At 55.7% G+C, this 18,650-nt stretch carries 16 protein-coding genes and 1 tRNA gene; 6 read left to right on the forward strand and 11 right to left on the reverse strand.

Features of this window, described 5'->3' with window-relative positions:
• Nucleotide 1 precedes the first annotated feature (1 nt).
• Nucleotides 2–631: an RloB family protein gene (locus tag ACYUBO_RS11175; protein ID WP_300333139.1), complete on the forward strand. Its 630-nt coding sequence runs from the start codon at nucleotides 2–4 to the stop codon at nucleotides 629–631.
• A 75-nt stretch (nucleotides 632–706) separates the two neighbouring features.
• Here the strand turns inward: ACYUBO_RS11175 and ACYUBO_RS11180 are convergent.
• The 6 genes from ACYUBO_RS11180 to ACYUBO_RS11205 form a co-directional block, all read right to left on the reverse strand.
• Nucleotides 707–789 (reverse strand) — tRNA-Leu (locus ACYUBO_RS11180).
• A gap of 47 nt (nucleotides 790–836) precedes the next feature.
• Nucleotides 837–4,733, reverse strand: a complete 3,897-nt coding sequence (locus tag ACYUBO_RS11185) for a DNA-directed DNA polymerase II large subunit (protein ID WP_460374544.1) — start codon at nucleotides 4,731–4,733, stop codon at nucleotides 837–839.
• A 7-nt stretch (nucleotides 4,734–4,740) separates the two neighbouring features.
• A complete protein-coding gene (locus ACYUBO_RS11190; protein WP_460374546.1) occupies nucleotides 4,741–5,244 on the reverse strand; it encodes a HEAT repeat domain-containing protein in 504 nt (167 codons plus the stop codon).
• Nucleotides 5,234–6,193, reverse strand: coding sequence for a mechanosensitive ion channel family protein (locus ACYUBO_RS11195; RefSeq protein ID WP_460374549.1), 960 nt, complete (start codon nucleotides 6,191–6,193; stop codon nucleotides 5,234–5,236). The genes ACYUBO_RS11190 and ACYUBO_RS11195 overlap by 11 nt, the downstream gene beginning before the upstream one ends.
• A complete protein-coding gene (locus ACYUBO_RS11200; protein WP_460374552.1) occupies nucleotides 6,194–6,907 on the reverse strand; it encodes a DUF432 domain-containing protein in 714 nt (237 codons plus the stop codon).
• A 79-nt stretch (nucleotides 6,908–6,986) separates the two neighbouring features.
• Nucleotides 6,987–8,165, reverse strand: a complete 1,179-nt coding sequence (locus tag ACYUBO_RS11205; RefSeq protein WP_460374555.1) for a HEAT repeat domain-containing protein — start codon at nucleotides 8,163–8,165, stop codon at nucleotides 6,987–6,989.
• Nucleotides 8,166–8,779: 614 nt separating this feature from the next.
• Here ACYUBO_RS11205 and ACYUBO_RS11210 point away from each other — a divergent pair.
• The 5 genes from ACYUBO_RS11210 to ACYUBO_RS11230 are packed head-to-tail and all read left to right on the forward strand — an operon-like array spanning nucleotide 8,780 to nucleotide 13,545.
• Nucleotides 8,780–9,214, forward strand: a complete 435-nt coding sequence (locus ACYUBO_RS11210; protein ID WP_460374558.1) for a metal-dependent transcriptional regulator — start codon at nucleotides 8,780–8,782, stop codon at nucleotides 9,212–9,214.
• Nucleotides 9,215–9,258: 44 nt separating this feature from the next.
• On the forward strand, nucleotides 9,259–11,037 hold the full coding sequence (locus tag ACYUBO_RS11215) for an SLC13 family permease (RefSeq protein WP_460374561.1): 1,779 nt from the start codon (nucleotides 9,259–9,261) through the stop codon (nucleotides 11,035–11,037).
• Between the two features lie 15 nt (nucleotides 11,038–11,052).
• Entirely contained in the window at nucleotides 11,053–12,423 is a 1,371-nt protein-coding gene (locus ACYUBO_RS11220) for an MBL fold metallo-hydrolase (RefSeq protein WP_460374564.1), read from the forward strand.
• A gap of 29 nt (nucleotides 12,424–12,452) precedes the next feature.
• On the forward strand, nucleotides 12,453–12,977 hold the full coding sequence (locus ACYUBO_RS11225; RefSeq protein ID WP_300334129.1) for a YeeE/YedE thiosulfate transporter family protein: 525 nt from the start codon (nucleotides 12,453–12,455) through the stop codon (nucleotides 12,975–12,977).
• A gap of 10 nt (nucleotides 12,978–12,987) precedes the next feature.
• Nucleotides 12,988–13,545, forward strand: coding sequence for a DUF6691 family protein (locus tag ACYUBO_RS11230; RefSeq protein WP_460374568.1), 558 nt, complete (start codon nucleotides 12,988–12,990; stop codon nucleotides 13,543–13,545).
• A gap of 8 nt (nucleotides 13,546–13,553) precedes the next feature.
• On the opposite strand, the gene ACYUBO_RS11235 is transcribed toward ACYUBO_RS11230, so the two are convergent.
• The 5 genes from ACYUBO_RS11235 to ACYUBO_RS11255 are packed head-to-tail and all read right to left on the reverse strand — an operon-like array spanning nucleotide 13,554 to nucleotide 18,609.
• Nucleotides 13,554–14,363 (reverse strand): methyltransferase domain-containing protein, encoded by an 810-nt coding sequence (locus tag ACYUBO_RS11235; protein WP_460374571.1) that lies wholly within the window; start codon nucleotides 14,361–14,363, stop codon nucleotides 13,554–13,556.
• A 47-nt stretch (nucleotides 14,364–14,410) separates the two neighbouring features.
• Nucleotides 14,411–15,592 carry an aconitase X gene (locus tag ACYUBO_RS11240; protein ID WP_460374574.1) on the reverse strand — a complete coding sequence of 394 codons (1,182 nt, stop codon included), beginning with the start codon at nucleotides 15,590–15,592 and terminating at the stop codon, nucleotides 14,411–14,413.
• Entirely contained in the window at nucleotides 15,592–16,836 is a 1,245-nt protein-coding gene (locus ACYUBO_RS11245; protein ID WP_460374577.1) for a UbiD family decarboxylase, read from the reverse strand. The genes ACYUBO_RS11240 and ACYUBO_RS11245 overlap by 1 nt, the downstream gene beginning before the upstream one ends.
• The gene (locus tag ACYUBO_RS11250) at nucleotides 16,829–17,380 is read right to left on the reverse strand and encodes a UbiX family flavin prenyltransferase (RefSeq protein ID WP_460374580.1); all 552 of its coding nucleotides are present in this window, start codon (nucleotides 17,378–17,380) and stop codon (nucleotides 16,829–16,831) included. The genes ACYUBO_RS11245 and ACYUBO_RS11250 overlap by 8 nt, the downstream gene beginning before the upstream one ends.
• Nucleotides 17,377–18,609 (reverse strand): HD domain-containing protein, encoded by a 1,233-nt coding sequence (locus tag ACYUBO_RS11255; protein WP_460374583.1) that lies wholly within the window; start codon nucleotides 18,607–18,609, stop codon nucleotides 17,377–17,379. Before ACYUBO_RS11255 ends, ACYUBO_RS11250 begins: the two co-directional genes overlap by 4 nt.
• Nucleotides 18,610–18,650 lie beyond the last annotated feature (41 nt).

The raw sequence follows: 18,650 nt of genomic DNA on the forward strand, positions 1-18,650 counted from the left end.
TGTGGCACATACGCGGAGATCTCAGCAGCGCCCTTTACGAACCCTTGTCATCATCTTCTCTGATGGAGAGACAGAACTCAATTATTTCGAGTTAAAGAAGAGGAATATTCATGGAAACAGGAATATCAGAATCGTGACGGTACAACCAAACATCAAATCTCCATCCCAATATATCAAATATGCCGAGGGTTACATTCAAACACATTTACCCCCTCTAAATGGCCAGGACAGGATATTTTGTGTATTTGATGTAGATACCCTTTCAGATTCGGAGATAGATAATGCTCGAAATAAGCTGAAATTACATAAACCACTGAGATCCCATATGCATTTAATCCATTCTAACCCGGATTTTGAAGTGTGGCTCCTGCTCCATTATCGGTATCTTCAGGATTCACTCGGATCACAAGAGGCAACAGCTAAACTCCGTGTGTTTGAAAAGGATTACACAAAACCCAATGTCGAGAATATATTTGAGAATTTAATGGGGAATGAGCATCAGGCATTGGAGAACGCTCGAAGGCTCAGGCAGTATCATCAGGAAAACGGATCGAACCTCTTCTCCACCCTGACAAACCCATATACTAATGTCGATGAAATCGTGCTATTTATTAATTCTATAAGAGAATAACCCTCTCAAATTGAGAAGTTGGGAGGTCTAAAAGCAGACACTGCTACCTGGTAAGAATCGAGCCTGATATCCTGATGCGAGTGGCAGGAGTCGAACCTGCGAACCCCTACGGGAATCGATCTTGAGTCGATCACCTTTGGCCTCTCGGTAACACTCGCACTGAAGGACATATATTTGCGCTCCAATGCAAAAAACATTCCTCGATCTACATAAAATCCGCAAGCCCCAGCTGGAGCTTCACCTCTTCCCCGAATGTCGAGTTGATCGAGGCGTCGATCACGGCAATCCGCTGTTTTGTGTACTCGGAGACCTTAAACTGCTCGCAGATCGAGAGCGATGCCGCCAGGTATTTCTTCACTGATCCTTCCGAGACGGTGGCGATGATCTTGTTTCCGCACCGGCACTTCCCGGCAAGCGGCATCCGCCGGAACTTCGACCCACACCGGGCGCACCGGAACCCCTGCTTTGAGAAGGCATTTAAGTTCCCGATCATGTCGCGGATAAAGTGCGTTGTCAGGACACGCTCTGCGAGATCGTCCTCATCCACGGCCCGGATCATCTTCGCAAGGAGAAGCTCCGCATCCAGCTTATCAACCATCGACCCAAGCCGGGTATACATCGTCGTTGCGGGCCCTGCCGAGATATCGGTCGTATCATGGGTGAATGAGAACCCCTCATACTGGCCGGGGGTGCCGATCCGAAGCTCCACGTGATCCACCACGCGCTCAAGCTCCTTTGGTGCCGTATAGGTGAGGCATGCTTCATAGACAGAGAGCGGATACCGGCTCATCACATCCACGTTCAGCGTCTCCTTATCGACCTCGCTCGGATCGATCCGGCTCGTCAGGACAAGGGGGGCATCCATCGAGCCGCCCCGTGTCTCCGGCAGAAACGACCGCGAGAAGTTTATTAAGCCATCCAGAAGCAGCATCACGCAGTCCTCATCACCATCACACTGGCCGCAGAAGATCCCGTTTGCATGGAGGGTGTGATCATCTGCCACCGTCACACAGTACACCCGGTCATCAAGGCAGGGAACAGGTTCAGCAGTCTTGATCGTATCTGCAATCACTATTCCCCCTTCCAGCACCGGCACCCGTGCCCCCGGCTTCACCTCAAGTGCCCGGATCTTTCGGAGATACGCACAGTCCCAGACAAGCATCGCATGATCCGGGGTTACCGCGAGCTTTTTTCCACGTTCTGTCTCAAAGAGGATGAGATGTGCCGGGGCACGGTGTACCGAGACCGAGGTGACCTTCCGCATCTTCTGGTTTCCGTTCGTATCCACTGCAATCAGCATGTGGGGGGAGGCCGGATCTGAATAGAAGGTCCCAAGCCGGTCGCATCCCGGCTGGGAGATATCAAAATTCTCAATGACAAACTCCCGGATCGGCATCTTCTTCCAGCCGGACTGCCCGTACACCTCGATCTCGGTATCGCCGTGGAAACAGTTCCGCCGTTTTGCCGCATGGAAGAAGGGATGAGCATACCCGACAAGTGCCTTCGAGTAACCGATCAGCCGGGCAAGCACACCCGCGCTCGTATGCGGAGCAAGCCCGATTAAGAGCTGGCCGACGAGATCCTGAGGCTTCTCTGCATTATAGAACCGGGGCAGGCCGTACACCTTCTCGAGGAGATCATCCATAAACCCTGCCACCTTCAGGAGATACTCGCCGCAATCCTCTGAGACGAGTATATCCTGGGGCCTCAGCTCACAGATCTGCTCGCTATCCACCAGATCCCTCCCCTCATAATCCTTCAGGTATCCAAGCTCACGGAGCCTCTCAGGCGACACCCCGATCTCGGATGGCCGGAAATGGGTGAGGGGAAGATCGATCATATCATAGCGGACGGTTCCGTCCTTGAAGACGAAGAGATCCCGGACCGCCCGGAGGATCCCCTTCTCAATCGCCTCAACCGACCGCTCACGGGAGATCAGCCCTTTCACGCCCTTCAGGAGCTTCAGGTCTGATTGAACCATCCCGAGAGTGGTAAGCGCCGATTCATACTCCTTTTTGATATTCACCTCAACCTCAAAGTTGCAGTTGAGGGGGGCATCGCACCGGGGACAGCGGTCACCGTCTGTAACCTCCTTGTTGCAGTGAACGCACCGGAAAACAGGCACTGTGTGGCCTCCGCAGGCACACCGGTTCCAGAAGGTTTTTTCACCACAGACGGTGCACCGCCGCTCACCCACTTCAATTGAGATCTGCCCCTGCGTCTCGATATCGATATAGAGATCCCCATCCCCCATCGTCTCCTGCCGCCGCTTTGCGCCCGCACCCTGGAAAGAACGCCGGGCACCGCCATCGTTTCCGATCGGGAAGAGGGCATGCGGTGCGGTCTTCATCTTCCTTGGGGCGGATTTTCCGGGCCGGCCCATCCTGCCGCCGATCCGGGTTCCTGCCTTTGAACGAAGCTTGAACCCGCTCAGGTGAGCCGCACAGGGAAGGCCGTTTGTGCAATCAGGCAGGCTCTCCCAGCCGGGGCGGCGCGAGAGATCAAGGCCGAGTCCGAGGCAGGCGAGGAATGAATAGCAGGTACGAAGAACAATCTCATCCCCCTCCAACGTGTGTGGAACAAGCGTCTCCTCGATCAGCCCCTTCACCTCGGGATCATGGCGTACTCTCAGTACGCCATCTTCCATCCGTCCACGCTCCACCACAAGATCAGCGAGCCGGCAGAACTCCTTCTGGGTAAGATCATCAAAATACCAGGTATAGTCGGGATGAAGATATGCACCATTCAGTGCAAAGCTGATCGCCTCCATCTCATGTGCGGGATGCCGGGGGCCGCCCTCCTGGAGCCACCACTCCTCGCAGTAGGAGGGAGGGATCAGGGGATGGTTATTCTCAAGAAACTCCCCGTAACTGATTAAGAGCTCACCCACATCAAGGATATACTCGATCTCGTTTGCAACCGCCTTTGCCTCTTTCTCGGAATCGATCCGACGCACCTCACCTGACCTGAGCCGGACCGTCGGCCCTTCGATCGAATCGACCGGCACAATCCCTGCCGCCTTTCCGGGACGTTCCACCTTCATCTGGGTACCGGGGGAGAGATATTCTCCGAGGATGTGCATCGTTGCAGGATGAAGTCCGCCTGCGGCAAGCCCGGTATTTCTCGCACGGCCGAGCCGGAGCCGGAACCCGCCTTTCCGCATCGGGTAGGCAAAGACAGGCCTGCCGGCGATGGTATCCTGGATAAACTTGTCTTTGGGCTTGATCCCCTTCACTACCTCATCATCACCTGATTTCGCACCTGAAACGAGCTGATCGAGCCATTCCCAGCCCTCCATCTTCATTTTTCTGACATTCTTCTGGACTTTCGGGGCCTTCAGGGCGAGCCCTTCTGCAATAACAAGCGCCATCCCGCCGCGGACGGCATTTGTCTCAACACGGTCAAGGTTCCGGTACCCCGAGACCTCTTCCTTCTCGGTCGGCTCGCCATCGATACAGACCGGGCAGTTCCCGATGATCAGCCGGAGCTCTGCGTCTGTCGGTGAATACTGGAGGCTCAGGATATTATTGTATTGCCTGATCTCCTCGATATATCGCTCGATCTCATTCTGGCGCGGGATATACCGGTTGATCCCAAGCGCCTGCCTCACGTAGTCGCCGACAAGCACCGAGAGTGCCTGTGCAGTACCACCGGCGGACCTGATCGGCCCGGCATAATAGATCTTGAGGTACTCGGTACCGTCATCGTTCCTGCCAAACCCCACCTTCGCAATCCCTTCCTTGGGAGCAGAGACGACACCCTCAGTCAGGAGCGCCATCGAACACCGGATCGCGTGATCAACGACCTCCTCACGCGATGTCTCGCCGAACTTCCGGGCAACAAAATCATCCCCGATCTTAAGAGCTGCTTCCTCACGGGACATCCCGGATTCAAGCTCACGGATCCGTGCCGCCACACCGGGGATCTCAAGAAGTGCTTCAACCCGATCGGCAAGATCGCTCGCGATTGGGATCTCCGGGGTTATTGCGGGATCAATACCCCGTGATCGTGCCTCCTTTGCTATCGAGAGGGCCTCCTCAAGCTGACGGTTCAGGGAAGCAAGATAGGCTTCCATCGCTGGCGACATCGCTGGAAGCTCCATGGCTCTGTTACTCCTCGTCTTCTGAAAGAAGCGTAAGTATCCCTTCTTCACCCATCCTGAAGAGGACGAGCCCGGCTGAGTTCCGAAGGAGTGGATCATCCCCCTCAGATGCCTCTTTCAATGCAGGCATTGCGGGTCCACCAATCCGGCAGAGTGCCAGTGCCGCTGCCCCGCGGACTGCGACATCATCATCCACGAGCAGCCTGACAAGGAGCGGTATTGCCGCTTCACCCATAGCCGCAATCGATGCAGTCAGATACCGCCGCACCTCGGGATCATCAGAACTCCTGATCGCCTCAAGAACCGGCTCAAATGCTGGAATACCCATCCGGGCGATCGCCCGTGCAAGGTACCACCGCATCGTCTGCGGAGCCTCTCGAAGTGCGCTCGCGATCTCCGGTACCACATCAGGGCCAAGGGCGGCAAGCGCCTCCTCTGCTGATCGCCGGGCAGCAAGATCGGGCTCACCGACCGTTTTCTTCAGTTCAAGGATCGCTATCCTACCAGTCATGGGTATCCCCGGGCCTGGGTTTTCCGATCTCTGCATCGGGCTCCGCCCCCTCCTGGAAGGGAATATCCTTTATCGGGGGGGGACCTCTTACTGCTTTCATATCTGTCTTGAGGATATTATTGAACCAGACCTCCTGCTGCGGGAAGGGGATCTGGATATCGTTCTTCTCAAGCTCAACCTTGATCTTCCAGAGAAGCTCTGTCCGGAGCCCCCACCAGAAGAGGGATGGCGCCCAGATCTTTACCACGATATTGACACTCGATTCATCGAGCTTGTCCACATAGACAGATGGTCCGGGGCTCTTCAAGGCATACGGCTCTTTCTCGATCATCCCCTTGATGATTGCGATCGCTTTCTTTGCATCATCCTGGTACCGGATACCTATCGTGTAATCAAACCGGCGTGCCGGGTGGATCACAAGGTTTGTGATATCGCTTGTGAAGAGCTTGGAGTTTGGAACCCTGACATAGGTACCATCATATGTCCGGACAATCGTCGACATGATCTGGATCTTCTGGACTGTTGCGGTCAGCGATCCGATGGAGACATTGTCACCGATCTTGATCGGCCGCTCAAAGAGCAGGAAAATTCCAGATACCAGGTTCGCTACGATATTCTGGGTGGCAAACGCAATGGCGACTGCGATGATACCTCCTGCAACAAAGAGGCCGGAGAGATCGAAGTGGAGATAGGGGAGGATAGTGAGGATCACCACAATATAGACAAAGTATGAGACCAGGGTGATCGCGAGATCGAGATCCGATTTCGGCATCTTCTCACCCAGACTCCGTTTTAGCCACATCCTGACGATGCGCACAATAATAACACCGGCAATGGCGATGATTGCGACCCAGAGGATGTCGAGAAGGGTGATCTCCCCAAGAACAGATGTTGAAAGCAGATCAAAGACCGACCCGGTACTTTCGACCGTATCATCAATGGCACTCATCTAGACCAGCCCCTCCTCCATTGTATAGTACGCCATATTATCAACGACAGAGAGTTTCCGGGAGTAATACAGCTCGATCGACTTCTGCATACCGGTCCGGATTGGCTTGTCCTCAAATGCGGTATAGGCAAGTTTCGGCTTGACAATCTTCAAACCGGCACTCAATGAGACGAGATCCTGATCATAATAGATCTTCATCCCATAGCTCTCAAAGACCACACGGGAGACCTCTACCCAGTTCTTTGTCGTATTCATCAGATCCAGCTCAACGACTCCATAAAGGCTTGGATCAGGATCGGGGCGCCTGAAGAAGACCTTACTCCAATGATACCGGGTGATCACACCGGAATCGGTCGGTCCATAGAGAGAGTACTTCTGCGGAAGCCTTGAGAAGATATCAATGCACCGGTACGCATCGTTCTTCATGAGGAAGACCGCGATCTCGATCGGAAAGGTGACATAAATCCTGCGTGTTGCCTCCGGCTCGATCTCGATCGGCTCGAACCGGATCTCAAGGAACCGGGTTACCTCATCAGGCAGGTTCAAAGGCTCCACGGGGTTGATGATCACCGTCCCGGATTCAGAGGCGATGATCCGCTCCACAATCGATCCGCCGAGGTTGCGGTGGTACCGGAGAAAATCATCGTCTTTTGAGAAACAGACCTTCAGATCCTCTTTCTCGACACAATATTCATACCCGTATTTCCCGTACACAGGAGAGATCTGGTATTCCCCAGCCAATAAAGGTTACCGATATCAGGCATATTTCTCAAAAAAAAGGCAATATAGGCATTTATTCTGATTTCCCAGCCATCAGTTCTTCAATGAAAGGTAAGAGGGTTGGATCGGCGAGTTCTTCGAGAGAAGATGCAAGCTGCATACGCTGGTTGGAATCTGCATCCGCATAGATCCCGGTGATGGCTTCAGCAAGGCCCCGATCCAGCAGAAGAGAACGCCGATCTTTGAGAGAGGCAGATGTAAGGGCACCATGGAGCAGGGGGATTACCGGGGAGCCGATCTTTGCGAGAGACATTGCCGCTTCAAGGCTGACCATATCGACGGGATCAAAGAGGGCATCGATGAGGGGCGGGATCACCTGATCTGATCCGATTCCCCCAAGTGCAACAACAACAGCTGCCCTTTTCGCCGGATCAGGGGATGACAGGAAGGCAAGCAGACCGGGAAGAGCAGGTTCGCCAATCGTGCCGAGGGCAAGCGCGGCCCTGCTCCTCACATAGGAATCCGGATCATCAATAAGTGAAAGGAGGGGTGCAACAGCCCGTGGGTCTTCGGTCTCCCCAAGAGCGATCGCCACCTTCCACCGGACATCCTCATCAGGATCATCAAGGAGCGTTATCAGGGGACCAACAGCAGGCGTACCTATCCGGGCAAGCGCTTCTGCCGCCTTCCACCGGAGCCCCGAATATGCATCGCTTTTCAGGGTCTCAACAAGGAGCTCGATCGCACGGGGGTCGCGGAGGAGGCCGAGGGCATCGATTGCCAGATAGCGTTGATCCAGCTCACCATGAGCAAGGACATTCAGAAGAGCCGGGAGATCAACCGCCTTTCTCATCTTCACGATATCACCCTCGCTCACCATCATCGCACGCACCCGGTACATGCTATCCTCCAGCACTTCCCTGACATGGCCCTGCCTGATATATGTCGAAAAGAGATACCCTGAGAGAACCCCTGTAGTGATGAAGGAACCCGCACGGAGAACCGCATCCGTCGTCACCGTTCCTGTCAGCACAAACTCCGCGTAGAGATGCACGACTGCGAGATACCCGCCAGCGGCCACACCATAGTACCTGAAATAGAAGGCTGAGACGATGATAATGATATAATAAAGATGAGTATAGGCCGTTACAACACCATATCCGGCATGAAAGATCAGCTCTGCTGCTGAGGCAAGGAGGAGGGCAAGGATAACAATGGTGATCTGGAGATTCCGATCTCCGGGCTGATCCATACCTTTCTATCATGCATTGTGGGATATATGTCCATCGAAAGGGCCACAAAACAATGATCAGGGAGAGCATGGGTCAATCGGAAGGGAGGAGCCATCACCCGTTCGGGAGCAGGCGTTTCACCAACTGATCATTCGGAGATTTGGGAAAAAACCAATCATGTTTGGGATCACCTCATCTCTCCCAAACTACAGAGAGTAGAATAGCGACCCGCAGTCCCCGGCATATGGGGAAGTAGTGGGGATCTGGCGGGGTCGCAGGACAGAACAGACAGGAGGTGAAGAAAAGAAGAAGATCATACCCTCCCGGACGAAGGCTTGCGGAGGCCCTGCTGTCCGGGCTATTCAATGGAATACCATCACTTCAGCCAATGGTTACCAAAACCTCATCCAGGTGCCCCGATATGATATGCTGAATGCACCAGCCACCGGGCACTCTTCTCCGTTCTCCCTTTTGAGTTTATATCCCGGTTCTTACGCTTAATCCGAATACTTTTCGGTCGACATACTTATCAACCAAATACCAGATATATCACCAGTTCAGGAGATTATTGTATATGCAGCACCGGCACCAGGGAGGCGAACATTCTATACCTCTCAGAAACAGAGGATGTAACGTGAAGAACCTCTCACGAAAGGCAGAAGACTATCTCGAGGCAATCTATCGGGTCACGAGCACCAAGGGATATGCCCGGACAAAAGATGTCGCCCATGAACTCGGAGTCAGGCCATCAACCGTTGTTGAGATGTTCCGGAAACTCCACTCCTTCGGCTTAATTGAGTACCGGAGATACGAAGGGGTTGTCCTCCTGCCGGAAGGCGAGTCGATCGGAAGATCGGTTCATCTCCGTCATGAGACCCTCAAGGAGTTTCTTCTGCTCCTGAAAGTTCCTGAATCTGTTGCCGAGAAGGACGCCTGTTTCATGGAGCACGAGCTGCATCCGGAAACGATCCAGCAGATCCGTTCCCTCCTCGACTGCTTTGGTTCAGATACCGAAGCAGCAGAAACCTTAAGACGCCACCTGACAGCAGCACGGCTCTCCCGTGCCTGAGGCAACCTTTTTTATTCTATCCACCGTATTACCAGTTGTTCTCAATGGATACCGGCATCCTGCTTGTTGGGATTGTCCTTCTTGTCACGATCATCCTCTTTGTGAGTGACCGTATCAGGATCGATCTTGTCGCAATCGGCGCTGCAATTGCTCTTGCGTGGCTTGGCCTCATCACACCAATGGAAGCGGTATCAGGCTTTGCCTCAAATGCGGTTATGGCGATGGCAGGGGTGATGATCCTCGGCTATGGGATCGAGAGGACCGGTATCACCTCCAGACTCGCCCGCTCGATCGTCCGGTATGCCGGAACAGAAGAGCGGCGTGTCAGCTCGACGATCGGTATCACAGTCGGCCTCCTCTCCTCGGTGATGCAGAATATCGGGGCAGCCGCCCTCTTCCTCCCGGCGATGAGAAGGATCAGCAAACAGACAAAGATCCCGGTATCCCGGCTGATGATGCCGATGGGATTTGCCGCCATCCTCGGTGGGAGCATCACGATGATCGGCTCCGGCCCCCTGATCGTCTTAAACGACCTTCTCAGCCAGTCAGGTGCAGAGCCCTTCGGCCTCTTCGCCGTCACCCCGATCGGCCTTGTCCTTTTAATCGCCGGGGTCGCACTCTTCGCCTTCTTTGGGAACGCAATCCTCCCGCAGAAGGAGGAGAAGAGACCTGGCCCGACCGTGGCAGAGATCTGGGAGATCGACCACCCGGTGCGTACCTGCACGCTCCCTCCAAAATCCCCCTTTATCGGGCAGACCCGTGAAGAGGCATTCTTCAAGGTCCGGTACGGGCTCGATCTCCTCGCGGTCAGGACCTACAAGGATATCACAGTCGCTCCGTCACGCTCAACCCGTCTCGAGCCTTCCCAGGAGCTGGCATTCCTCGGATCTGCTGAGAACTTTGAGAGGTTTATCGAGGATTCAGGCTGTATCCCCACCGTCGACGACAGCAGGCTGAAAGAGATCCTGGATGGCGAGGGATTCGGGTTTGCAGAACTGACCGTCCGGCCAAAGGCTTCCATCATCGGGAAGACCCCGCGTGAGATCGGGTTTCGGCAGCGGTTCTCAATTGAGCCGATCCTCCATGTCAGCGGAGAGACCGAGAACCGTGTCGACTTCTCGGATATCCCGCTTGCCGCCGGTGACACCATCGTTGCCTTCGGCTCATGGGACACACTCCGGCTTCTTGCCGGAAACCGCGATCTGATCCTGCTCACCCATCCCGAAGGCGAGGAGATGCGACATAGCAAAGGCACACTCGCGGTTCTTATCTTTGCTTTCGCATTATCCCTGACCATGACCGGTGTTCCCCTCTCGCTTGCACTCCTTACCGGTGCTGCGGGAATGGTGATCACTGGTGTCCTCTCGATCGATGAGGCATACCACGCCATTGAATGGAAGACGGTTGTCCTGATCGCCGGGCTGATTCCCCTTGGGATAGCGATGGAGAAGTCCGGAGCGGCCGCTCTCATCGCAGGATCTCTCACAGAAGCGCTCATCGGCACCCACCCGATAATTATCCTCGCAGCAGTTGCGGTGCTTGCAACCCTTCTCTCACTGATCATCTCAAATGTCGCCGCAACCGTCCTGCTGGTGCCGCTCGTGATGCTCACCGGTTCCGGAACCGGGATCGAGCCGACCGCCCTTGCACTCCTCGTGGCAGTCTGTGCCTCGAACTCCTTCATCCTCCCGACCCACCAGGTAAACGCCCTCCTGATGGGTCCCGGGGGATACAGCACAAAAGACTATCTTAAAGCAGGCAGTGTGATGACAGTGATCTTTATCGCAATCGCCACAACACTCATTTACCTCCTCATCGCATAGGCAGTTGAAGCGCCTATGATCATCCAGCATTTTTTTACTCCCGGCATCGCCCACAGCTCCTATATCGTTGCCGGGAACAAATCATGTGCCGTCATCGACCCATCACGGGATATCGGACGGTACATCGGGTATGCAATGCAGAACAACCTGAAGATCACCCATATCCTCGAGACGCACCTGCACGCGGATTTTGTCTCGGGCCATCTCGATCTCGCTGATCTGACCGGTGCTGCAATTTTTGCACCTAAATCCGGAAACTGTGCCTTCCCGCACACCCCTGTTGCCGAAGGCGATACAATCGAGCTTGAAGATATCCGGTTTGCAGTGATCGATACCGCAGGCCATACCCCTGAACATATCGCCTACATCGCCACCGATCTCGCCCGTGGCGAGACACCGGTTGCCCTCTTCCCGGGCGACACCCTCTTTGTCGGGGATGTCGGGAGGCCGGATCTCTTCCCCGGAATGGCAGAGGAACTTGCATCTTCCCTCTATGACAACCTGCATACAAAGATCATGGCCCTCCCCGACGAGGTTGAGGTCTATCCGGCACATGGCATGGGTTCTCTCTGCGGGAGGGCGATGGCGGCAAAGCGGACGAGCACAATCGGGTATGAGAAGAAGTACAACTACGCCCTCCTGATTAAGACAAAAGAGGAGTTCATCCGTGCCCTCACCTCGGATATGCCCGCAGCACCTGACCATTTCGCCCGCTGTTCCGAGATCAACAGGAAGGGGCCGGAGCTGATGCGAAATCTCAGGCAGCCCGCCCCCATTGAACCGAAGGATTTCTCCGAGAAGATCAAGGGTGGTGCACTGCTGTTGGATGTCCGGAGCTATCCCGCATTCTCTGGTATGCATATCCCAAAGACCTGGCATATTGATCTCACCGGGAGTTTTGCCACACAGGCGGGCTGGGTGCTCCCTCCGGATCAGGAGATTGTTCTGGTTGTCGAGGGAAAGCAGCAGGCAGAGGAAGCCGCCCTCCAGCTGAGGCGTGTCGGGTTTGACACCATCAGCGGATTCCTCGAAGGCGGGATGCTTGCCTGGGGAACAGGAGCATTCCCGATCTCACGGGTGCCGGTGATCCCGCCTGAAGAGGCAGATACACTGGTGAAGAGCGGCAAGGCGACCTTAATCGATGTCAGATCACAGGAGGAGTGGGATCACACCCATGCAGAGGGATCAATTCATATCCCCTGGCATGATCTCAGGACCCGCTATACAGAGCTGAAGGAGGAAAAGCACTACATCGTCATGTGCCGGGGCGGGCAGCGGGCGAGCATTGCCGCGAGCATCCTGAAGATGAACGGTATCAGCCATGTGATGAACCTCGGCGGCGGCTATACCGCATACAGCCGTTCCGGGTTTGCACAGGTTCCGTAAAGGAAGAGAGATCAGACGGGAGATGAAAGATGATCGAATGGTTTACAGCGGCGACATGGTCGCCCTATATTGTCGGAGCGGGAATCGGGGTCCTCATCTGGATCACCTTCCTCCTCTCTGACCGGCCCCTCGGGGCATCGACTGCATATGCAAAGACCGCCGGGATGGTGGAGACGGCAATTTCACGTGAGAAGGCCGAATCGATGGCATATTACCAGAAGATCACGCCGACTGCTGACTGGCAGTGGATTATTGTGATCGGGATTCTGATCGGGGGATTCATATCCGCATATCTCTCCGGTGCCTTCTCCCTGCTGACGGTGCCGCCGCTCTTTGCAGGGGCATTTGGAACAGATGCCCTTCTCAGGGCGGGAGTAGCGCTTCTCGGGGGCATCCTGATGGGGCTTGGGGCCCGGTGGGCAGGCGGCTGCACCTCAGGCCACGGTATATCCGGCACACTTCAGCTTGGCCTTGCCAGCTGGGTGGCAGTGATCTTCTTCTTCATCGGCGGCATCCTTGTCGCCGGGATGATCTATGGGTTCGCATTCCTCTGAGGTGGCAGATATGGTATTTGATGAACTGAGATCCAATAAAAAAGCCCAGGTACTTCTCGGGCTCCTCTTCGGAATCATCTTCGGCTTCCTCCTCCAGAAAGGAGGGGTTGCCACCTATGATGTTATCCTCGGCCAGCTCCTCCTCACCGACTTCACGGTTGTGAAGATCATGATGACCGCGATCCTCGTCGGAATGATCGGTGTCTACGTAATGAAGGCGGCAGGACTTGTCCATCTGCACACAAAACTGGGATCAGCCGGTGCCACCATCATCGGCGGCCTGATCTTTGGTGCCGGCTTCGCCGTCCTCGGGTACTGCCCAGGCACCGCAGCAGCCGCGGTCGGCTCCGGTGCCCTTGATGCACTCGTCGGGATGATCGGAATAGTAATAGGCGCAGGGATCTTCGCCCGGCTCTATCCCCGGCTAGACAGGATGATCCTGAATAAAGGCGTCTTCCCGGCAGAGACGATACCGGAACTGCTCGGGGTTCGGGCGGCATTTATCGTTCCGGTTGTCGCAGTGCTGATTGTGGGAGTGCTGTACCTGCTCCAGGCAATCGGGTTCTAAAAAAGAGATCAGGTGGAGCCCTGCTCCACCCTCCCTTCAAGGGTGATCCGGGAGACCGGGATCTGGAAGGAGCCGTCACCTGATGGCGGATAGAGGACATGGTATCTCTCTGCCAGTGCTGAGATAAACTCCTCCCTCCGCTCCCCCGGCACCTGCCCGATCAGGGGCCGCCAGCTCTTTTCTATCCACCGGGAGAGTGCGCCCGCATCCCGGAGGAGAACCACCCTGCGGGCGAGATCGGCCCGTGAGAGGGTGATCCCCGCTGCCTCGGCGAGCCTTGCCACCTCATCTTTCCCGAAGAGGAGGAACTGATGGGAATCGCCGGTAAAATACTGTTTCCATGCGGGATCGGAGATGATTACCTGTATCCCGGCAAGCATCTCCTCTGATGGGCCGGTTCCCTCCACCTGGAGAAGGAGGCGGCCGCCATCTGCAAGTGCATTCCTGATGGAGCCGATTGCACGGGCTGGATCCAAAGCCCGGTTCAGTGCATCAAGGCAGATGATGGAATCGAATTCGGACTGGTATGCCATATCGGCAAGCTCTCCCTTCTGAAAGACGACATTATTGTACCTGTTCTTTCCATATGCCACCTCTGATGAAGTAAGAAGAGCAACAGAGGACTCGATACCCGTCACCTTCCCCCTCGGGAGGCAGGCGGCGATGGCAGCGGTCAGGGTGCCGTCATCTGATCCGATATGCAGCACCCGTTCATGCCCTTTGAGGCCGAGCCTGATGATAACTTCCCGTGCGATCGCCTCCGGTGGTGCAGGAGGATAGGCTTTCTCTTCTGAATTATGACTATTCATTCTATCCATAGTCTGGATTAACCCAAAAGCTGATAAAAGAGGTATATTGGGAGAGGTTATTCTGTGGCTACCCGGACACAGTCTTGAATCGTCCCAAGCCGGGGAAGAACCCCGCACATCGCCGGGAGATAGGAGAATGCTTTCCCTGAGTTCGTCATCACCGAGCCGAGCTTATCGGTTGCCGGTGAGACGACCATGCAGGTGTCTGCATAGACATGGGCGCCTGAACGATCGATGGTGGTGACGAGATCACGGTGCTCATTCAGCATCTCCTGCGAGACGAAGACGAAGAACGGCTTTTTAACCTTCTTCCCGGCGAGGAGATCCGCTAATACCCGCAGTTCGTCTTCCGAGAGGTGCGGGCAGCCGACTGCAACCGCATTCACCTCGATATCCGAGAAGACGGCGTTTATGTCAGAGACGGCAATCTCGATCGTCTCCTTCTCATCCACCGAGAACGACTTCCTGAAGAACGGTACCCGTGCCTCGGGGGTGATATCCTCGACATGGAAGAGGGCAACAGCACCGGTTGCCGCCATTGCCGCTCCAAGCGCCTTCAGCCGGTCACGGTTTGGCCGCAGTCCGCGGAAGAACGGAACACGGTTTCCAACCTCTTTTCCGGCAACAAATCCAAGCGCCCCGTACTCTGCCGGACCCCACTCCTTTGCCGCAGCCGGATCGTCAAGCGTGACGATCACATTCGGCAGGCGGTTCTTCATGATATGCAGGCCATATTCGGGGGTCTTCCCGATTAATGCGGAAGCAAGAGCCGAGGGGCCGCCTTCACGGTTCGTCCGGGCACCAAGCACCGAGTTTGCATAGGCAACCGCAGACGACTCGGACCAGGCAAGATGATCGCCGTACTGCACGATCTGGTGATAGTATGGTGTGCAGGTGCAGGTGAGCCGGATCCCAAGCCGCTGGTAGGCATTCAGGATCTCCTCCTGCTTCCCGGCAAAGACGCCATCGATCCCCATCTCACTCCACTGCTCCCTCGGCATCCCGATCGGGTTTAAGAATGCAGGAACAACTGCACGGGCATCAAGCCCCTCCAGCCATTCAAGACCGGCATCGCCTATCGTCTTGTATGATGCCCCGCTCACCTGGACGCTCGATACCGGGATCAGCCGCTCTGCATCGTATATCTTTCCGAGGGCGATTAAGATCTCAAGCATCACCCTCCGTGTCTCTCCAAACTCCCCTGAAAGGATCTCTTCATCTGATCTGTCAAGCTCCATTATGCATCCCATCCTGCTCTGATATACTCGTCTTCCCGCCCAACGGGCATTGTTGCATCCACCCCGACCTTCACATTCAGGCCATCTGCAATCCGGGACGGATCAAGCGACGAGCCCCGGACACCTGAGATCACCATGATGTCGCAATCGCCCCGGACACGGGTTGCTATCGCAAACTCGACATCCTCTGGATCATGGATCGCAATATCGGGATCAACGATGACCACATGTTTCAGCGAGGTATGTGCGGCAAACGCCGCCATGATCGCGTTCTTCCCGTCTCCTTCCGTCTGCTTCTCGATCTGCACCACTGCATGGAGGTATCCGGCTCCGCCCCGTGTCAGGAGGACATCCTTCACCTTCGTCACCCCGGCAACCGACTGATAGATCCGCGGCTCATAGGGAGCGCCCATCAGGAGGCGGTGTTCCGCACCTGCCGGGAGAATCCCGTGATAGATCGGGTCGGGTTTTGCGGCAACCCCGGTGATCTCGATCACCGGCTGGTTCCTGACCGGGTCATAGGTGCCGGTGATATCGACAAACGGCCCTTCAGCGGCAGTCTCTGCTGTCAGGTATCCTTCAAGGACATACTCGGCATCAGGCACGCGGACGCCGTTTGAAAGCGTCTTCACCCCGATCCCGCCGCCAAGCAGTTCCGAGGCATAGGCAAGCTCTTTTCCGGTAGGAACACGGGTGCATGAGGCGAATGTCACAGCCGGATGAACACCGATTACAATTCCGATGGGAAGCTTCCCGCCTGCTGCATGGGCTGCCTTCATCAGCTGATAGGTATGCCGCCCCTCAACGATCCTGGCAACAAGACGGTCTTTTCCGGAAACGAGCATCCGGTGGATGGCAGCATTCTCCACCCCGCCGAAGGAGGAGAAGACAATTCCCGCGGTGATATAGGCACCCGCATCCTTTGGGAAATGGGTCATCACCGGGATATCGCCGAGATCGGGTGCGGATGTCGCAAGTGAACCCTCATCGATCACTGCACCGTCATACCGGCACCCGGCAAGCTTCGGAACCATGCCCTTTGGATCCATTCCGAGGGCTAGCGCCAGGGTCTCACGGTTTGCAGTGAGGTTCATCACACCACGATGCCCTCCACTGAGATGATGGAAGAGGATCGGCTTGTCTGTCTGATATGCCATCTGTGCCGCTTCAAAGGTCGTCTGCACCTCCTCATCTATCTCTTTCAGGAGACCCGCTTCCCGCAGGCTCTCGATAAATTCACGCATGATATCCACTCCATCGGGACCCGATCGAATGTTCGATTCCAAGGTGGTCAAGAATCCGCGAGACGATCATATCCGCCAGATCCTCGATCGTCTCCGGCTTCTGGTAGAATGGTGGCGATGCGGGGAGAATAACTGCTCCGGCATCATGGGCTGCGAGCATATTCTGGAGATGCACCCGCGAGTACGGCGTCTCCCGCGGCACAAGGATCAGCGGGCGCCGTTCCTTCAGGCAGACATCTGCGGCTCTTCCGATCAGGGTATCCGAGATCCCATGTGCGATTCCGGCAAGAGACTTCATCGAACATGGGACAACGACCATTCCATCGAACCGGAATGATCCGCTTGCGATCGCCGCTGCCAGATCCGAATTTTCCTCACGGATAACCCTGACATTCGAAAACGAGATCCCTTCAAGGGCTGCAATCGTCTCCGCGGTTCCGCTCACCACCAGGTGCACCCGGCACTGTTTCTCAAGTTCCATCAAAAGCCGTTCTGCATAGATCATGCCACTTGCGCCGGTCACCCCGACAACCAGTTCCTTCATGGTACCTCTCCCCTCTCATCTTCTGTTTCTATTGGAAGCTTATCTTGTTTTGTTGCCGGACGGATCGAAAGCACCCCGGCTGCTGCGAGAGCAACCGCTTCACGGTGCTCCCCGGGGCAATAGATGCCAAGCCGCCACTGCGATCGCCGGATCTCATTCATCCCCCGGATCAGAGGCGATATCTCATCAAGCGAGACGATATCATGCCGGTTCTGCACCAGCACTCCCATCACCATATCGGTGGGAAAACCGGGTATATCCACACAGACCTCATGTGATGCAACACCGGCATGTGAGGCTATCTCTTCTGCCAGCGTAAAAGAGGCGCTCAGATCCGGCTGGGGGATACGGGCACGGTTGATTGAGCCAACCCCGACATACACGGCCCGCTTGTAGAGATTCCTGGTCAGGAGACGATGGATCATCTCCTGTGCAATCCCGCTTTCTGACTCCCGAAACGCCTGGATACATTCGGAATCATCCATTGCCACCAGACGGTCCGGGTCACCGCCACTTACGCAATGCTCATGTGCGGCAATGAGGAACATCCGTTCAGCTATCCGGGATACATGATGAAAATAGACGGCAGGCCGCATCAGGGTTCGTGCAACCAGGAGCGACTCTGCTGCCTGGACGCCGGAATCATCCAGGATAAGGCCTGATGGCGTCAGGACCGTGCTCCTGATGATCCGGTGGGAATCAACCGCACCATAGGGAACGCCTGTGTAGTGGGCATCCCGGTGCAGGTAATCCATCCGGTCGACATCAAGTTCCCCGTGGATCGCTCCCGAAAGCCGGTGATTACCCCCAATCACGGCGGCAACCTCACCGGGATCAAGGCCGTTTGCCGCAAGTGCTGATGCGGCAGAGGGCTCTTCAAGCAGATCATCGACAGCATCATGGCCATGGCCGCAGATCGACTCCATCAACGGTTCGATCGCATGCGAGAACGGCCCGTGGCCGATATCATGCAGGAGGGCAGATGCCCGGAGAAGGAGGGAGTCATCCTGATCTAGAGAGAGATGGTTACAGAGGCGTGTCGCCAGATGCATTGTCCCGAGTGCATGCTCAAACCGGGTATGGTTTGCACCCGGATAGACAAGGAATGAGAAGCCGAGCTGCCGGATCATCCTGAGCCGCTGGAGGGCGGGAGTATCAAGGAGGAGGCGGATCGGATCGTCCACCTCGATATCCCCATGGACCGGATCCTTGATCATCTTGGATCGCATGGATCCTGGAGCCGGTGCCCCTTGTGTATGCATAGTGAGAT

It is taken from the genome of Methanocalculus sp. MC3 (assembly GCF_054767395.1).